The sequence below is a fragment of the Cobetia sp. 14N.309.X.WAT.E.A4 genome, assembly GCF_030397495.1.
GTDB classification, from domain to species: Bacteria; Pseudomonadota; Gammaproteobacteria; order Pseudomonadales; family Halomonadaceae; genus Cobetia; species Cobetia marina.
The window spans coordinates 386,793-403,357 of record NZ_JAPNXT010000001.1 but is presented as its reverse complement, the minus strand read 5'-3'; the positions used below and the strand labels follow the sequence as shown (position 1 = coordinate 403,357).

General features: G+C 64.5%; 14 protein-coding genes. 2 read left to right on the top strand and 12 right to left on the bottom strand.

From position 1 onward, the window contains the following. Nucleotides 1–90: 90 nt before the first annotated feature. Entirely contained in the window at nt 91–279 is a 189-nt protein-coding gene (locus OW493_RS01765; protein ID WP_077372345.1) for a hypothetical protein, read from the top strand. 63 nt (nt 280–342) lie between these two features. Then, on the top strand, nt 343–1,293 hold the full coding sequence (locus tag OW493_RS01760; RefSeq protein ID WP_077372342.1) for an AEC family transporter: 951 nt from the start codon (nt 343–345) through the stop codon (nt 1,291–1,293). 105 nt (nt 1,294–1,398) lie between these two features. On the opposite strand, the gene sixA is transcribed toward OW493_RS01760, so the two are convergent. From sixA to OW493_RS01700, 12 genes are all read right to left on the bottom strand, one after another. Continuing rightward, entirely contained in the window at nt 1,399–1,908 is a 510-nt protein-coding gene (sixA, locus tag OW493_RS01755; protein WP_077372339.1) for a phosphohistidine phosphatase SixA, read from the bottom strand. A gap of 141 nt (nt 1,909–2,049) precedes the next feature. Beyond that, nucleotides 2,050–3,177, bottom strand: coding sequence for an NAD(P)H-dependent glycerol-3-phosphate dehydrogenase (locus OW493_RS01750; RefSeq protein ID WP_289863012.1), 1,128 nt, complete (start codon nt 3,175–3,177; stop codon nt 2,050–2,052). Between the two features lie 309 nt (nt 3,178–3,486). After that, a complete protein-coding gene (locus OW493_RS01745; RefSeq protein ID WP_077372333.1) occupies nt 3,487–4,875 on the bottom strand; it encodes an NAD(P)(+) transhydrogenase (Re/Si-specific) subunit beta in 1,389 nt (462 codons plus the stop codon). Beyond that, nucleotides 4,875–5,207, bottom strand: coding sequence for an NAD(P) transhydrogenase subunit alpha (locus OW493_RS01740; RefSeq protein ID WP_077372330.1), 333 nt, complete (start codon nt 5,205–5,207; stop codon nt 4,875–4,877). Before OW493_RS01740 ends, OW493_RS01745 begins: the two co-directional genes overlap by 1 nt. Then, the gene (locus tag OW493_RS01735) at nt 5,204–6,436 is read right to left on the bottom strand and encodes an NAD(P) transhydrogenase subunit alpha (RefSeq protein ID WP_279874074.1); all 1,233 of its coding nucleotides are present in this window, start codon (nt 6,434–6,436) and stop codon (nt 5,204–5,206) included. Before OW493_RS01735 ends, OW493_RS01740 begins: the two co-directional genes overlap by 4 nt. A gap of 607 nt (nt 6,437–7,043) precedes the next feature. Beyond that, nucleotides 7,044–8,690 carry a protein adenylyltransferase SelO gene (locus OW493_RS01730; RefSeq protein ID WP_289863008.1) on the bottom strand — a complete coding sequence of 549 codons (1,647 nt, stop codon included), beginning with the start codon at nt 8,688–8,690 and terminating at the stop codon, nt 7,044–7,046. Nucleotides 8,691–8,724: 34 nt separating this feature from the next. After that, on the bottom strand, nt 8,725–10,818 hold the full coding sequence (locus OW493_RS01725) for an ATP-dependent helicase (protein WP_289863006.1): 2,094 nt from the start codon (nt 10,816–10,818) through the stop codon (nt 8,725–8,727). 69 nt (nt 10,819–10,887) lie between these two features. Beyond that, the gene (locus OW493_RS01720) at nt 10,888–11,802 is read right to left on the bottom strand and encodes a glucosaminidase domain-containing protein (protein ID WP_289863005.1); all 915 of its coding nucleotides are present in this window, start codon (nt 11,800–11,802) and stop codon (nt 10,888–10,890) included. Between the two features lie 372 nt (nt 11,803–12,174). Further along, a complete protein-coding gene (gene htpG, locus OW493_RS01715; protein ID WP_279855072.1) occupies nt 12,175–14,058 on the bottom strand; it encodes a molecular chaperone HtpG in 1,884 nt (627 codons plus the stop codon). A gap of 286 nt (nt 14,059–14,344) precedes the next feature. Further along, nucleotides 14,345–15,526 carry a PaaI family thioesterase gene (locus tag OW493_RS01710; protein WP_289863003.1) on the bottom strand — a complete coding sequence of 394 codons (1,182 nt, stop codon included), beginning with the start codon at nt 15,524–15,526 and terminating at the stop codon, nt 14,345–14,347. 2 nt (nt 15,527–15,528) lie between these two features. Further along, nucleotides 15,529–15,915 (bottom strand): MAPEG family protein, encoded by a 387-nt coding sequence (locus OW493_RS01705; protein WP_077372316.1) that lies wholly within the window; start codon nt 15,913–15,915, stop codon nt 15,529–15,531. Nucleotides 15,916–16,095: 180 nt separating this feature from the next. Next, nucleotides 16,096–16,434: a DUF1232 domain-containing protein gene (locus tag OW493_RS01700; RefSeq protein ID WP_240704169.1), complete on the bottom strand. Its 339-nt coding sequence runs from the start codon at nt 16,432–16,434 to the stop codon at nt 16,096–16,098. Between the last annotated feature and the right edge of the window lie 131 nt (nt 16,435–16,565).

Here is a 16,565-nt window from a genome sequence, read left to right as displayed (position 1 = left end):
CCTGATATGCTGGCGCTATTCTGCCGCAAGGCGAGGCGCCGGACATCCGTGAGGCGCCGGGACCACGCGCTCACCCTTCCAGGAGTTCCCATGCCCGATCCGCACGTCAACTCGCCCTCTTCCGGCTCCCGTTCGAACGCCTCACCGACACCCGAGGACCTGGAGTCTTCCACGGACGAGCGCTCGACCAGGCGCCCGCAGCGTGACACACGCCTGCGCAATCGCCTGTTCTGGGCACTGCTGGCGGCAGCATTGATCACCGGCTTCTGGCTGATCTGAGGGCGGACTGACATGAGCGAGAGACTGACATGAGCGAGAGACTGACATGAGCGAGAGACTGGAATGAATGACATGCTGGCGCTGTTCGTCGCGACACTCAACATCACCGTGCCGGTCTTCGCGATGGTATTTCTGGGACTGGGTCTCAAGCGTCTCGGCTGGATCGATGACACCTTCATCGGCACCGCCTCTTCCCTGGTCTTCAAGGGCACCATGCCCGCACTGGTGTTTCTGTCCATCGTGCGAGCGGACCTCGATCACGCCCTGCGCCCCGGCATGCTGCTCTACTTCGCCTGCGCCACGCTTGGGACCTTCCTGCTGCTGTGGGGCTGGGCCATCTGGCGCATTCCGCTGAAGGAGCGCGGCGAGATCGTCCAGGGGGCGTTTCGTGGCAACTGTGCCATCGTCGGGCTGGCACTGGCAGCCAACCTCTATGGCGATCTCGGCCTGTCGATGGGCGGCATCCTGATGGGCGTCGTCATCCTGTCCTACAACATGCTGTCAGTGGTGGTGCTATCGAGTTATCTGGGCGATGGCCGCACCAGCTGGAGTGCCATCGCGCGCGGCATCATCACCAACCCGCTGATTCTCGGTGTCCTGGCGGCGCTGCCCTTCGCGGCGTTCAGCTGGCAGCTGCCCCAGTGGCTGGAAACCTCCGGCGACTACTTCGCGCGCATGACGTTGCCGCTGGCGCTGATCTGCATCGGCGGCACCCTCTCGATGCGCTCACTGCGTGAAGGCCGCCAGCTGGCGCTGAGTGCCAGCCTGATGAAGATGATCAGCGTGCCACTGGTGGCCACGGCCTTCGCCGTGCTGCTGGGCTTTCGCGGCACGGAACTCGGTGTGCTGTTCCTGTTCTTCGCCTCACCGACGGCGGCGGCAAGCTTCGTGATGGTGCGGGCCATGGGCGGCAATGATCGCCTCGCCGCCAACATCATCGCCATCAGTACCCTGATGGCCGCGCTCACCATCACCCTGGGCATCTTCCTCCTCAAGCTGAGCGGATTGGTCTAGCACCTTTCGGATGACGCAACGCAAGCGCCCCCGACAGCGAATGGCTGACGGGGGCGCTTGCGTCTGAAGCTCATGTCCCGGTCCCGGGCACGCGCCTGCGCGTGTTCAGTCAAGCTCCGCCGGGCTGACGAAGTGGTGCAGGTCCGCCAGACCTGCCGCCCAGATATCGGCATCCAGCCACGCCAGACTCGCGGTGGCAAAGGCCAGCTGAGTGCTGCCGGGGCCATCCACCAGCGCACTGGCCAGGCTCGACACCAGCGGGTTGTGGCTGATGATCAGCCAGTCACGCGGCTCACGCGCCTCGCTGCAGGGCGGGACGTGGGTCTGCAGCCAATCCAGCACCGGCGTGAGCGGGTCATCCGGGGTGATGATTTCCAGAGTCGTCTGTTGCTCACCGGCAAGCTTGAGCGCCGAGGAGACTTCCTGCGCCGTCTGCTGGGCACGGGTGAAGGGGCTGACGACGAGGGTCAGACGGGCACGGCGTTCCGCGGGCAACTGATGCGCCAGCCATTGCCCCATGCGGCGGGCTTCTTCACGTCCTCGGGCGCTCAATTCCCTGCTGGCGTCCGGCGAGCCGGAGCTTGCCTCCCCGTGACGCATGATCAATACACTCATGGCTTTCTCCTGAAGGGTGACTACCGCGCGGGACGAAGATCCGCCCTCGGCGGTCGATGACAGTGCTCGCACGGCCGGAGCGCCGAGCGAGGAACGGGATGGCACCACTCAGCCGATGCCACCCCATGGAATTGAGAGTCTTCAGGAGCCATCAGGTTCCAATTGACGCGCCTGCTTGACGGACTCGCGCGACAGCACGAATTCCACATCCGTGGATTGCTCACCGCCCATCAGGGCGCGGGCCATGTGGTGAGGATCGACATCCTCGAAGAGCACCTTGGCCATGCCATTCACCAGCGGCATGTAGATCTCCAGACGCTCTGACTCATCCTGCACCAGTCGCACCGTATTGACACCTTCCGCGACCTGCCCCAGCACCTCCACGGCCTGATCCAGAGTACGCCCCTCCCCGAGGGCGTAGCCGACCCGGTAGTTGCGCGACAATGGCGACGAGCAGGTGACGATGAGATCCCCCACGCCAGCCAGGCCGAGGAAGGTCATCGGATTGGCGCCCTTGGCCACGGCGAAACGGCTCATCTCGGCCAGCGCCCGTGTCATCAGCATGGCGCGGGTGTTCTCCCCCATGCCCAGGGCCGCCGCCATGCCCGCGGCGATGGCGTAGATGTTCTTCAGCGCCCCGCCCAGCTCCACCCCGTAACGATCATTGCTGGCATAGACCCGGAAGTAATCACAGCCGAAGGCCGTCTGTACGCGTGCACGGGTGTAGGGGTCATCCGAGGCGATCACCGTCGCGGTCAGCTGACGCTGAGCGATCTCACTGGCCAGATTGGGGCCGGAGAGCACGCCGATGTGGGAGAAGCCGGTTTCCTCTTCCAGCACCTCGCTCATCAGGGTGAAGCCTTCGCTCTCGATCCCCTTGGTGGTCGCGACCAGAATCTGCTCCTCGCGCAGATGCGGCCGCGCTTGACGCACCACATTGCGAAACGCCTTGGAGGGAATCGCCACGCACACCAGTTCCGCCTTCTTGAGGGCCTCTGCCATGTCGGTGGTGGCCCGCACGGCCGAGTTGATGACGAAATCCGGCAGATAGCCCGAATTGCGGTGCTCGGTGTTGACCTCTTCGGCCTGGCTTGCATCACGCATCCACTGGGTGACATTGGCACCATTGTCGGCGGCGATCGAGGCGATCGCGGTGCCGAAGCTGCCGCCGCCCAGCACACAGACATTCAAGCCGGCTGCCTGCGGTGCACTTTCCGAAAGCTCGCGATCACGGATGGCGCGACGAGGAGCGGGTGAAGAGGCAGACATGAAGACTCCTGGTAGTGGCGTAAGAAGGAGAAAGAAACGCGGATTCGGCAACTGTCGCGCATTGTACCTCTAGTCAGTGCCTGTCGTCGGCACCTGTCGGGCTGCCCTCGCAAGCCAAAGCCTGCGTGTGCGATGACATCCTGACAGTGGTGGCGATGACGTCATATTCAACTCTCCTTGATGAGGGATGGCGAACACGAAAACGCCGGCAACTCTCAAGGCAGGAGCCCCGGAAGTTGCCGGCGTCGTCACGAAGGCCGATGGCCATCGCGTCTTGCATCAGGCAGCGATCACCGCCCGGCAGTCAGTTCAGAGTGTCTTGAGCGCCGTGATCATGTCGCCCACCACCTTCTGACCATCGCCATAGACCATGCGCGTGTGGTCCAGATAGAACAGGTGATTCTCGACACCCGAGAAGCCTGCTCCCTGGCCACGCTTGATCACCAGCACGTTGCGTGACTGATCGGCATTGAGGATCGGCATGCCGTACAGCGGGCTAGAGGGATCGTTCTTGGCGACCGGATTGACCACGTCATTGGCGCCGATGACCAGCGTCACGTCGGTGTTCTCGAAGTCGTTGTTGATCTCGTCCAGGTCCGCGATCATGTCGTAGGGCACCCCGGCTTCCGCCAGCAGCACGTTCATGTGGCCCGGCATGCGACCGGCGACCGGGTGGATCGCGAAGCGCACTTCCACTCCACGCTCGCCCAGCAGCTCGACCATCTCCCAGACCTTGTGCTGCGCCTGGGCCACCGCCAGACCATAGCCCGGCACGATGATGACGCGCTCGGCGAAGGCCAGCTGCACGGCAGCGTCCATCGGATCAGAAGCCTTCATGCTGCCTTCGATCTCGCCCTGCTCCGCGCCGCTTGCGCCACCGAACTGCTTGAACAGCACGTTGCGGATCGGTCGGTTCATCGCCTTGGCCATCAGCTGGGTCAGCAGCGTACCCGCCGCCCCGACCACGGTACCGGCGATGATCATCGCGGCATTGCCCAGCACGAAACCTTCCATTGCCACCGCAAGGCCCGTCAGCGCATTGAACAGCGAGATGATCACCGGCATGTCCGCGCCACCGATGGGCAGTGCCAGCATGGCGCCGAACAGCAGTGCCAGCACGAAGAATACGATCACCAGCGAGCTTGACGGCTCCACCGCCGCGATCACCACCCCGAGATAGATCGCCAGGCCCAGCACGATCATGTTGATCAGCTGCTGATTCTGGAAATGGACAGCCTTCTTGATGCGCCCGTCCAGCTTGGCCCAGGCGATGATGGAACCGGAGAAGGCCACCGCACCGATCAAGGCGCCGAGCACGCCCAGCCACAGGGCCAGCGAGCCGTGCTGCTCGATCAGTCCCGGGTTGTCGCTCATGCGCATCAGCTCGACCGCGGCGATCGCCGCCGCCGCGCCGCCGCCCATGCCGTTGTAGATGGCGATCATCTGCGGCATGTCGGTCATCGCGACCTTCTTGCCCGAGTACCAGGCAATGCCGCCACCGATCACGATGGCCAGCAGCATCAGCCCGTAGCGCCCGTCAATCTGCGGGTGCAGGAAGGTGAGCAGCGTGGCTACGACCATCGCGATCCCGGCCCAGTGGATGCCGCTGCGCGCCGTGGTGGGGTGCGACATGCGCTTGAGGCCCAGAATGAAGACCACCGCCGCGGCGAAATATCCTGTTTCGACCAGCCAGTTCATCAGCGAGCCTCCTTGTCGTTGATGGCGTTGGCCGCGTCAGCGCCCTTGCTGCGATCACTGGCCTTGAACATTTCCAGCATGCGCTCGGTGACGACGTAGCCGCCCACCGCGTTCCCCGCACCCAGCAGCACGGCGATGAAGCCGATGAACTGCTGCATGCCGGTCTCGGCCTGGCCGAGGGCGATCATCGCCCCGACCAGCACGATGCCATGGATGAAGTTGGAACCGGACATCAGCGGCGTATGCAGGATCACCGGTACCCGGGAGATGACCTCGTAGCCGACGAAGGCCGCCAGCATCAGGATGTATATGGCTGAGAGTCCTTCGATCATGCGGCGTCCTCCGCGCGAGCGCGTACGTCATCGTGGGTGATGCGACCCGCTTCGGTCAGGCGCATCGGGCCGAGTACCGCATCCTCGAAGTCCAGCGACAGTTCGCCATCCTTCATGAAGGGTGTCAGCAGGTTGAAGAGATTCTTGGCGTACATCTCGCTGGCATTGACCGACAGGCTGGAGGCCATGTCCAGCGGGCCGAGCACCGTGACGCCGCCATGTTCGACCCGGGCACCGGGCTGGGTCAGCTCACAGTTGCCGCCCCCTTCCGCCGCCAGATCCACCAGCACGGCGCCGGGCTTCATGCCCTCGACCATCTCGCGGCTGATGATGCGCGGCGACGGACGCCCCGGAATCGCCGCGGTGGAGATCACCACATGGGCATCGCCCATGTGACGCGCCAGTGCCTCGGCCTGCTGGGCGCGCTCCTCATCGGTCAGCTCACGGGCGTAACCGCCCTCACCGGAGGCATCGACACCGGTATCGATCATCTTGGCCCCCAGCGACTCGACCTGCTCACGGGCGGCTGCGCGAATGTCATAGGCCCAGACCTGCGCGCCGAGACGCTTGGCGGTGGCGATGGCCTGCAGCCCCGCGACACCGGCCCCGACCACCACGACACGTGCCGGACGCACGGTGCCGGCAGCGGTGGTCAGCATCGGGAAGAATACCGAGGACTCGTTGGCCGCCAGCAGTGCGGCATGATAGCCGGCCACGGCGGCCTGGGAGGACAGGGCATCCATGCTCTGGGCACGCGAGATGCGCGGCACGAATTCCATGCACAGGCTGGTCAACCCGCGCTGGGCAAGCGTCTGGATCAATTGCGGATTCTGATACGGCGTCATCAGGGCCACGATGACCGCGCCCTCACGGAAGTCGTTGATCTGGGACTCGCTGGGCGTACGCACGCAGAGGATGAGGTCCGCCGCGGCACGTGCCGCCGGGATGTCCTGCTCGGCGACGATGGCGACTCCGTCCTGCTCGGCATAGGCGGCATCATCGAAGTGCGCATGGCGCCCGGCGCCGCTCTCCACGTGCACGATGGCGTCGCCGGAGTCAGCGATGGCGCTGTCCAGATGACGCGCCAGCTTGCCGGCCGTCACCGGGTCCAGCGCGACACGACATTCTCCGCGCGCCAGGGTGGGGTCTGCGCTGCCCTGCTGTCCGTCTGCGGCCTGCGAGACAGTATCGGGCGCACGCATTTCACGCACGACAAGAATATTCAGCATCGCGCACCTCGTTTCACATCCATGTTCATGCCAGAGGCTGCCAGCCTTGAAAGGTTCATGGCGTCGTTCCTGTTGAGCGCTGATTCGCGTCATCCTTGCCTGCCCGATGCGCTTTCAGCGACGTTATTGTCTGTCACAGGTGAGGCGTGCCGGAATCGCAAGCCGCGGGTCACGCACGGCCAAGAGGCCTGACATCCCCTGTGACACGATGAGTGTCCAGTATCAGTCTTTTCTCGTCGGTGTATCAGGGTCAAGCGCTGCATTGCAAAAAAGGCAATAAAATCAATCATAAAGCTAACGTTATGCGCGACATAACAGTGAGCTTATGCCTGAACGACACTCCACATCTCGCCAAGCGACTGATTTCCAATGAGTTTGTGAATCAGGCCCTTCCAAGAATAGCTCAGCTTTGTGTTATGCATCGCATAATCTCGAGCTTATGGCTGTTGCCGCCATTGCCACGGGAAACGGGATGCCACCGAAGCAGCCTCCCCTCGTGATGGTGCCGAGGTGAGTACCAGCGCGTAATCCCGGCATTGCGCCCAGCGGATGCTCGGCCAGCGCTTGCACTGTCAGAAAGCGGTCCAGCCCTCTCGCCAGGCGCGGCTCAGGAAGAGCAGCTCATGCAGATCGGCGCGGCATTCGCCGCCGGCGGGCGTGTCCAGTCATCGACGAGTTCCGCCTCGACACCCTGCGCCTGACCGAGTACCTGCGCCGCCTCGAGACTGCCCTCTTCAGGACGATGGAACGGGGCACCCAGGCGCTCACGGAACGCTTCGAGCGTCGTGTCATCGCCCTGCTCGACCCGCGCGATTACTTCCAGCAACAGATGCGTGCGCGGCACGTAGAGCGGGTTCACACCCAGCATGGCGAGGCGCCGCTGGCGCTCATCATCGGCGGAGAGCCCGATGGCCATGACACGTGTCTGATAGCGTGCAAGCCAGGCCGAGGCTTCATCGCGCGCCTCTGCCGAGTTGCCGTGCGGCCCACGCTCGCCCGCCAGGCGCACGACCAGCGCTTCCGGCGCGGCCTGCGTGACATCCCAATGGCTGAGCAGACGATAGGCGTGGGTGTGATCCACCTTGCCGGCCGCCAGCAGCTCACGCCATTGCTGCACCAGTGTCATGTCCTCATCCCGGGAATCCGGCAGCCCGAGACGCGCGCGCATCAGGCGAGCATATTCGCGCTGCAACTCGCCTTCATAGGCACCCAGCGCGGCGGAGAGCGCTTCCACATCGATCAGCGGGGACAGCGCAATCCCGAGGCGCTCCAGGTTCCAGAGCCCGATGCCCGGCTGCTGGGCAAACCCATAGCGCCCGGCCTGGTCGGTATGGTTGGGGATCAGATTCTCTTCGTAGCCATCGAGGAAGGCATAGGGGCCATAATCGAAGGTCAGCCCCAACAGCGACATGTTGTCGGTGTTCATCACGGCATGCACGAAGCCATACGCCTGCCAGGCCGCGATCAGCTTCGCGGTGCGAGTGATCACTGTCTCGAACATCAAAAGCGCGGCGGCGATGCGCGTCTCATCCGCCAGCGGCGCGCTGGGCGCTTCACCTGCGCGCGATGCCCCTTTCTCCGTGTCGGGCAGACACTCCGGGAAGTGCTCACGCAGGGCGTGGTCGATCAACGTCTTGAGGTCGGCGTGACGGCCGGAGTGCGCCAGCCACTCGAAATGTCCGAAGCGCAGATGACTCTCGCAGACCCGCAGCACGGTGGCACCGGGCTCGAGCGTCTCGCGCTGGACCTGCTCGGCATTCACCGCCAATGCCAGCGCGCGACTGGTCGGGATGCCCAGCGCCGCCATGTACTCACTGGCCAGATACTCGCGCACGCTGGAGCGCACCACCGCCTGCCCATCACCGAAGCGGGAATATGGCGTACGCCCGGCTCCCTTGAGATGCAGGTCGAAGACGCTGCCGTTCTCGGTATGAAGCTCACCGAGCAGCATGCCGCGCCCATCGCCCAGCTGCGGGTTGTAATGACCGAACTGGTGCCCGGTGTACTTCTGGGCCAGCGCGTCCATGCCCGGCAGCAGGCGCTCCCCCGCCATCAGCAGGCGAAGTGACTCGCGATCCTCCCGGCTTGACGCCATTTCCGCCACCAGCGAGTCCAGGCCCAGCAGCCGGGCGCAGTCAGGACTCACATCGGCCAGGCGAGTGCCTTGACGTGGCTGCGGCGCAACACGACTGAAGAAGTGCTCCGGCAGACGGGCGTAGCGGTTGTTGAAGCTCAATGACATCAGATCAGGCACGTTATCTCCGACAGCCGGGCTGTCTTCGCTGGGTTCATTCATCGGAAAGCGGGTTGCGCGGACGCGGGGGCGTGACGGCGCCATCCGGGGATTCACGGGAGCCACTCTCCTCGTCACTGCCAGTCCCAGGGGCTGTCGCGGGAGGCGCTTCAGGGGTCAACAGGCTACGCAGCCCCCCTGGCGGACGCCCCGGCGGCAACTGGCTGGCCATGTCATACAGCTTGCGCGCCGTGCTGTCCCTGTGCGCCTGACGCTCCAGCGCCTGGAGGCCGTCGTCGTGACGAGGCCGGGTCTGCACGTCGGGGGCCAGCTCGGCACCGGTCTGTCGGTGCTCGGCGGCGGCCCGAGTCGGTCGCACTGGTTCGTCGACGGCCTGATGAGTCCGCTTGAGCATCAGACGCTTGCGGGGCGTCAGGGCGAGTTCGGCCAGCCGCGCGCGCCCCCACCAGGGGTGAGGGGCACGGCTGCCATGGGCAGCCCCCGCCGCCTGCCCCCCCGCGGCCGGACGCCACATCGCCAGCATCTCGGCGGGCAACTCCTGGATCAGAGGGAAGCGCTCACTCTCGGCCTGCGCCTGCCACCAGTGGCTCAGCCGCTCGTTGAGCACCAGCAGCTGTCGTGCCCGCGTGGCAGCGGTGTAGGTCAGATTGGTGACCAGCACCTGGTTGGCAAGCTGCTGTCGTTCACCGGGCAACATCAGGTCATCCGCCAGCACGACGCAATCGAACTCCAGGCCCTTGGCGCGGAAGACGGTCCCGAGCATGACGCAAGGCAGCGTGACGGTCTGGTCGGCCAGGATGGCGGCCTGCAGATCACCATCCTGCCTGCGCAGCTCACCGATCCATTGATCCAGCGGCGCCTGCGCGTACCAGGAGGCCAGCTCGTGCAGGCTGCGCGCCTGATGATCATCGAGACGCGCGAGAGCCCCCAGCACCTGTGCCGGGGTCTGGCCAAGCCGCGTCAGTGCTGGCGGCAACTGACGCCACCATTGCTGCTGCTCGTGCCTGTCGGCCTGCTCCGCCAGCTGGTGGCAGCGCCACAGGCGCCAGTGGTCCAGCAGACCCGCCAGCGGATAGCCTTCGATGCCGTCCAGCCATGCCACCGCGATGCCACGCTGATGCAGTGCCAGCGCTTCACCCAGCGCCGCGATGGGCCCGGCACTGATCACGGCATGTCGCGCGCCGGCGGTCAGCAAGGCCTCACGCACACCCGGTGCCGCCAGACGCGTGGCAGGCCCGAGACCGCTCATGGCCTGCTCACGCGAGGTCGGGGAACAGGCCGCCAGACGCGTTCCCAGCGCGGCCAGTGACGGCCCGAATCGCCAGGCCCCCGGCAGGGAGTAGACGGTGGCATCGCCAAGCAGCGGCGAATCCAGCGAGCTCAGCCCCTCGGCCTGGCGTGCCAGACTCTGGTGTGGGTCGCCGATCAGCAGCAGATCACAGCGCTGACGTCTCAGCATGGCCAGCAGCGCCGGCGTGGCGTCCTGGGCCTCATCCAGCATGACCAGATCGGCATCGAGCGACTGACCATGCTGGGACCACAGCTTGAGCAAGGCATTGAAGGACAGCGCCTGCTGATGGTCCGCCGGGTCCAGCAGGCACTCCCACACCAGTCGCATGCTCTCGACCAGCTGGCGCAGCTCATTGGCGCTCAAGCGGTCGGCGCAGCCCTCCGGCAGATGCTCCGGCATGGGCACGGCATCACTCAGCGTGAAGAAGGTATTGAGTCCCTGGGCGATCAGGCTGCGCGACTGACTGGACAGGCTGCCCAGCCAGTTGAGGCTCTGGGGCGACAGTCTGCGCGTGATGTCCGGCTGCCGCTTGAGCTTGTCGCCGTACTCTTCCTGCAGCGCCTGACGCGCCAGCTGGTGCAACGACAGGGACTGGACATTGGCCGGCAGCTGGCTGGCCGTACGTCCCGCGACCGCCGGGTTGAGTGAGGTATAGATGAGGATCTCATCGGCATAGGTCCGCGCCAGCTCCACCATCAGGACGGTCTTGCCGCTGCCGGCACAGGCTCGCACCACCACGCAATCGCTGTTCTCGGCACTGGTGGCCGGCGTGCGATCGCGCAGTCGCGAGGGAAAGGGGTGGGCGAGAATCCGCCGTTGATCATTGCTCAGATGCATCGGGGCATGATCCCTTCTGTCAGACCGTGGGACAAGCGATTCACGCAGGACGATATCCAGCACCAGGGCTCACGACAAGACACCATTGGCCGCCAGGCGCTCACGCACGGTACGGATCAGGCCGCGATTCCAGCGCAACAGCTCATTGAGCGTCGCGAAGTAGGCCTCGCCCCGGGTCGAATAGGCGCCCAGCATCGGGATGAGATCCTCGGCGCGCACCCGCTCGCCGGCATTGCGCAGGCGGGCCCGCAGCTGGCGCATCCTGGCATAACGCGGGTTGGCATTGAGGTTCTGGTAATAGGCCGCCAGCCCCGCCTCCAGACTCTCGAAGCGCTGATATTCACGCCCTGCCCGGCCGGTACCGCAGCCGGAGGTGAAGCAGCGCATGCCGAACAGATTGTTGGCGTTGCGGGCGTGACCGGACGTCCCCCAGCCGGACTCCTCGATGGCCTGCACCATCACCATGTCCAGTGGCAGGGTATCGATGCTCGCCAGCAGGTCGTCCCAGGGAATGCCGATGTCCGCGGCGCTGACGCTGCAGCGCTGCTGCGCCTGCTCGCACAGGGCATTCAATCGCTCCTGCTCACGCTCGCTGTAGTCTCTGCCGGCCTCGCCTGCTCGCCGACGCATCGCCTGCAGCCAGTCACGCTGTTCCGAAAGACGCTGATTCTGGGCCACCACCAGCGGGATCATCAGCTCGAAGAAGGCGACCTTGCGTGGATTGCCGGCAGCAAGGGCACGCAGGTCCGGCATCTGATGGGTGGTGTCCCTGACCAGCAGCTCGTCATCCAGGCGTGCCGCCTCGGCGACCGAGCACACGGCCATCACCACCATCAAAAGGCAGAGGCCGGGTCGACGTTGCATGCGTGACCTGGCAAAACGGCGCAGGAGTCGCTCGCCGGCGGCCAGCAGGCCACGAGCCATCGCGAGAGGCTGCAGGGACTGATGACGGTTCGGGAGTCGACAGGAAAGCAGGTAGGTCATGCGCGGCGCTCATGTGATGAGACATGTGATGAGAATGGACACATCCAAGACGCATAATCACTGGCAGCGTATCTCATGAGGCTGCATGAAACCCCAAAAATGCCGTCTGGAGAAGCCCATCTCATCGCCAGCGACACGAAAGACTGACAGGCTGACAGGCTGACAGGCACGGTTGCTGAAATACACGATGCCTGAAACACACGATGTCTGAAGCGCACGATGCCTGAAACGCACGATGCCCCCGCAGCCGGGGCTGCGGGGGCATCACGTCAAGCATGGCCGGTCACGAATGACCTGTCACGAATGACCTGTCACGAATGACCTGTCACGACGGGCACTCGAGCCCCAAGGTGACGTGTCCGGTCAGTCGCCTCAGGCGCTGAGCATGCCGTTCAGGCGACGCACGTAGGCGGCCGGGTCTTCCAGCGCGCCACCTTCGGCGATGATGGCCTGATCGAGCAGCACGTGAGCGAGGTCGGTGAAGTAGTCGCCTTCGCCGCCTTCCAGACGCGAGACCAGGGCGTGCTCCGGGTTCAGCTCGAGAATCGGCTTCACTTCCGGCAGCGGCTGGCCAGCGGCTTCCATCATCTTGCGCATCTGGTAGCCCATCTCGTGCTCCGGCAGCACCACGCAGGCCGGGGAATCGGTCAGACGGTGCGTGATACGCACTTCCTGAACGCTATCAGACAGCGCTTCCTTGACACGCTTGACCAGATCTTCCTTGGCCTTGGCAGTCTCTTCCTGGGCCTTCTTCTCTTCCTCGTTCTCGACATCGCCGAGATCGAGATCGCCCTTGGCGACGTCGGCGAAGGACTTGCCGTCGAACTCGGTGAGGTGGCTCATCAGCCACTCATCGATACGGTCGGTCAGCAGCAGAACCTCGATGCCCTTCTTGCGGAAGATCTCGAGATGCGGGCTGGACTTGGCGGCGTTGAAGCTGTCGGCGACAAGATAGTAGATCTTGCTCTGACCTTCCTTCATGCGCTCGACGTACTGGGCCAGCGACTGATCCTGAGTGGCGCTGTCGGTATGCGTGGTGGAGAAGCGCAGCAGCTCGGCGATCTTCTCGCGGTTGGCGTAGTCTTCCGCCGGGCCTTCCTTGAGCACGGAGCCGAACTGGTTCCAGAAGGTCTGGTACTGCTCGGGGTCCTTGGCCAGCTTCTTGAGCATGTCCAGGCCACGCTTGGTCAGCGCGGACTTGAGCTTGTCGACCTGCGGGTCCTGCTGCAGCAGCTCACGCGAGACGTTCAAGGACAGGTCATTGGTGTCCAGCACGCCCTTGATGAAGCGCAGGTACAGCGGCAGGAACTGTTCGGCGTCATCCATGATGAAGACGCGCTGCACGTAGAGTTTCAGGCCACGCGCGGCATCACGCTGGTAGAGGTCGAACGGCGCACGACCCGGCACGAACAGCAGGCTGGTGTACTCGAGCTTGCCCTCGACCTTGTTGTGGCTCCAGCTGAGCGGGTCGGAGAAGTCGTGAGAGACGTGCTTGTAGAAGTTCTTGTACTCCTCGTCGCTGACCTCGGACTTGGAGCGCACCCACAGCGCAGTGGCGGAGTTGGCGGTTTCCCAGTGGATCTGCTCGTTGCCTTCTTCGTCCTTCTCGACACGCTGCATGCGCACCGGCAGTTCGATGTGATCGGAGTACTTGGTGACCAGGTTGCGCAGGCGATGTTCATCGGCGAACTCGAGGGCATCGTCCTTGAGGTGCAGCACGATCTCGGTACCGCGCTCGGCGCGCTCGATGTCCGCCACGCTGAACTCGCCCTCGCCACGGGACTTCCACTCGACACCCTGGTCGGCATCGAGGTCGGCGCGACGGGTGCGCACGGTGATCTCGTCGGCGACGATGAAGCCGGAATAGAAGCCGACACCGAACTGACCGATCAGACGCGAATCCTTCTGCTGGTCACCTGACAGGTTCTTCATGAACTCGGCGGTACCGGAGCGCGCGATGGTGCCCAGATTGGCCACCACGTCATCGCGGCTCATGCCGATGCCGTTGTCACGCAGGGTAATGGTCTTCGCGTCGGCATCGTGCTCGATCTCGATGCGCAGCTCGCTGTCGTTGCCGTAGAGGGCATCGTTGTCCAGCGCCTGGTAGCGCAACTTGTCGCAGGCATCCGCGGCATTGGAGACCAGCTCGCGCAGGAAGATCTCGCGGTTGGAGTACAGCGAGTGGATCATGAGGTGAAGCAGCTGCTTCACTTCTGTCTGGAAGCCATGCGTTTCGGTGTGGGTGGCGGTGGTCATCGTGAAGGACCCCTCTATGTCTGTGCCTGATGTGGAAACCGGCGGCAACCTGCGTCACCGCTGCAAGGTGGTGGCGAAGGCTCGCCCGTCATTCTCGGGGACGGGTCGAGTCACGCTCTCGTGGACCAGATATGGGGCAAGGATGAACGATTTCAAGGCACTAGAGGCAGCATATTGCGCTCGGCGTCGCGCTGATTCCTTCAGCAGGTTCCGTCAGGCCAGGCGTGAGACGACAGGGCACCCGCGCGGGGTGCCCTGAGGTGTCGCTGACGAAGGTGGCTGAGGATCAGGCCTCTTCTTCTCTTGCCAGAGGTTCCAGCACGAAATGCATGCGCGCACTGGCGACCGGCCGTTGACTGGAGTGCTGCCAGGCACTGACGCGCACGTTGGCCATGCGCCGCCCCTCGCGCAGCACCTCACAATCGATGCGCGTGACACTGTCACCCCGCGCCGTGGCCAGATAATCGATGGAGAAATCGATCAACTTGGGCAGACGCGCCTGACGCCCTCCACGGCCATTCAAGCGCAGCACCTCGAGCGTGGCGGCCGTCTCCATCGCGGCCGCCAGCACGCCTCCATGCACGGCGGGCAACATGGGGTTGCCGACGTTCTCGGGCATGGCGGCCATCGCATAGCGAAGCGGGGTGGTCGGCAGCGGGTCATCCTCTGCCAACGAGGAGGGCGCCAAGGAGCACAGGTCCAGTCCGATGGCTCTGGCGTAGGGCAGGCTTGCCAGCAGGTCTGCAAGATCCCCTCGGGTGCGCTGGCCTTCGACGAAACGCCGGGCATGCTGCAGCCCGTCCCCCGGACGGCTGACGACCGGCTGCGACACGGCAGGGAGCGCCTCGTCGTCAGCGGTCTTCTGCGGGCCATCGATGACAGAGCCGGCCGCCCCGGCCGATGGGCGACCCTGCGCGGCGGCCATCAGCGCCTCGCCAAATCCCGGAGGCGTATTGCGCGCCCCCAGGCGAACGAAGTTGCCGATGGCGCGACACAGAAGCTTGCCCGGTTGCTGCCAGATCTGCGCTTCGGTGAAGACCATCGACTCGGTGACACGCAGGACGCGTGCCTCGCCGATCAACGCCATGCCTTCCACCCCGGGACGATAATGATCGAGACGCAGATCCAGCGTCGGGCAGACTTCCGGACGCTCAAGGCCCGTCAGGACGGCACTGCCGCACAGGGTGTCGGCGAACATCGTCAGTACACCGCCGTGCACCAGGTGGCGATGCGGGTCCCCCACCAGTGCCGCCTGCCAGGGTAACGTCATGCGCACGGCCGGCGCGGCGACCTCATCGACACTGACCTGCAATCTCGCGGTATGCGGAATGAAGCTCACGAATCCCGTCAGCGCCCTCACCCAGCTGGCGTCATCCAGCCCTCCTCCCGCCGCCGGCACGTCAGCGCGATTGACGGCCAGCCCCAGCAGACTGTGCGGCCCGTCTTCCGTCGCCTCCGACGCCGTCACCGTCACATCCATAGCGGCATCGCGATCAGCGCGAGGGAGACCAGATAGCCGACGCCCCACAGCAGGGAGCGCAAGAGCGCGATATTCGCCAGATAGCAGCCCCAGTACCCCAGACGCGCCAGCACGAAGATCACCGCCAGAGTGGTGGCGATCGGCGCGCCGGGTGCGACGATGACACTCACCAGCACCCCGGCGGCAAACAGCGGGAACGCCTCGTTGCTGTTCTGATGCGCGGCGAGCGCACGCGCCCCGAAGCCCGTGAGTTCGCGCTGCTGCGCGCGGGGGTCATGGTTGTCATAGCGTCCGGTACGTTGCTGGGCCCAAGCGACGGGCGCCTTGGTCAGCACCAGCATCAGCGCCGCGAACAGCAGACAGGCATAGATCAGCATGCAGGATTTCCTCGAGACTCGTCATGAAAGGCATCGTCCGCCAGGGCGCGTGTGCATGTCACCGGCATGACGCGGTTCAAACTGGTGTTTGATGATTCCTCACGAGCATGACAGGTGATCCCCATCGCCGCCATGCGGCCAATGGGCAGTGCCTTGGCATCGCATGGTCAGCCAGCGCCGTCAGGGCGCCGAGGGATCGGAAGGCTCGGAGTCGGGGACCTCGCCGCGCCACAGGCGATAGTCGGCCAGTGCATCATCGAGCTTGCCGAGCAACCAGGTCACGATCACCAGATCATCCAGAATCCCCAGCCCCACCAGCATGTCGGGGATCAGGTCCAGTGGCGAGACCAGATAGAGCAACGCACCTGCGGCCAGTCCCAGCGCCTTCCACGGCACCGGGCGATAACGTCCACTGATCACGTCACGGCACAGCGGAACGAGTGTACGCAATGCCGCTCCGGCCTTGCCCAATACGTGTCGGCGACCAAACAGGCGGGTCAACCACATTGCCTTGCCCATGGGAACACTCCTCGTACATTGCCTGTATCGCAGGTATTGCATGTATTGTGACTGTCAGCATCCATCGACACTGTCATTCCTCGTCATCGGCTGCCACGATAGCCCTCAATGGGTGCTATCTCTGCAACCCC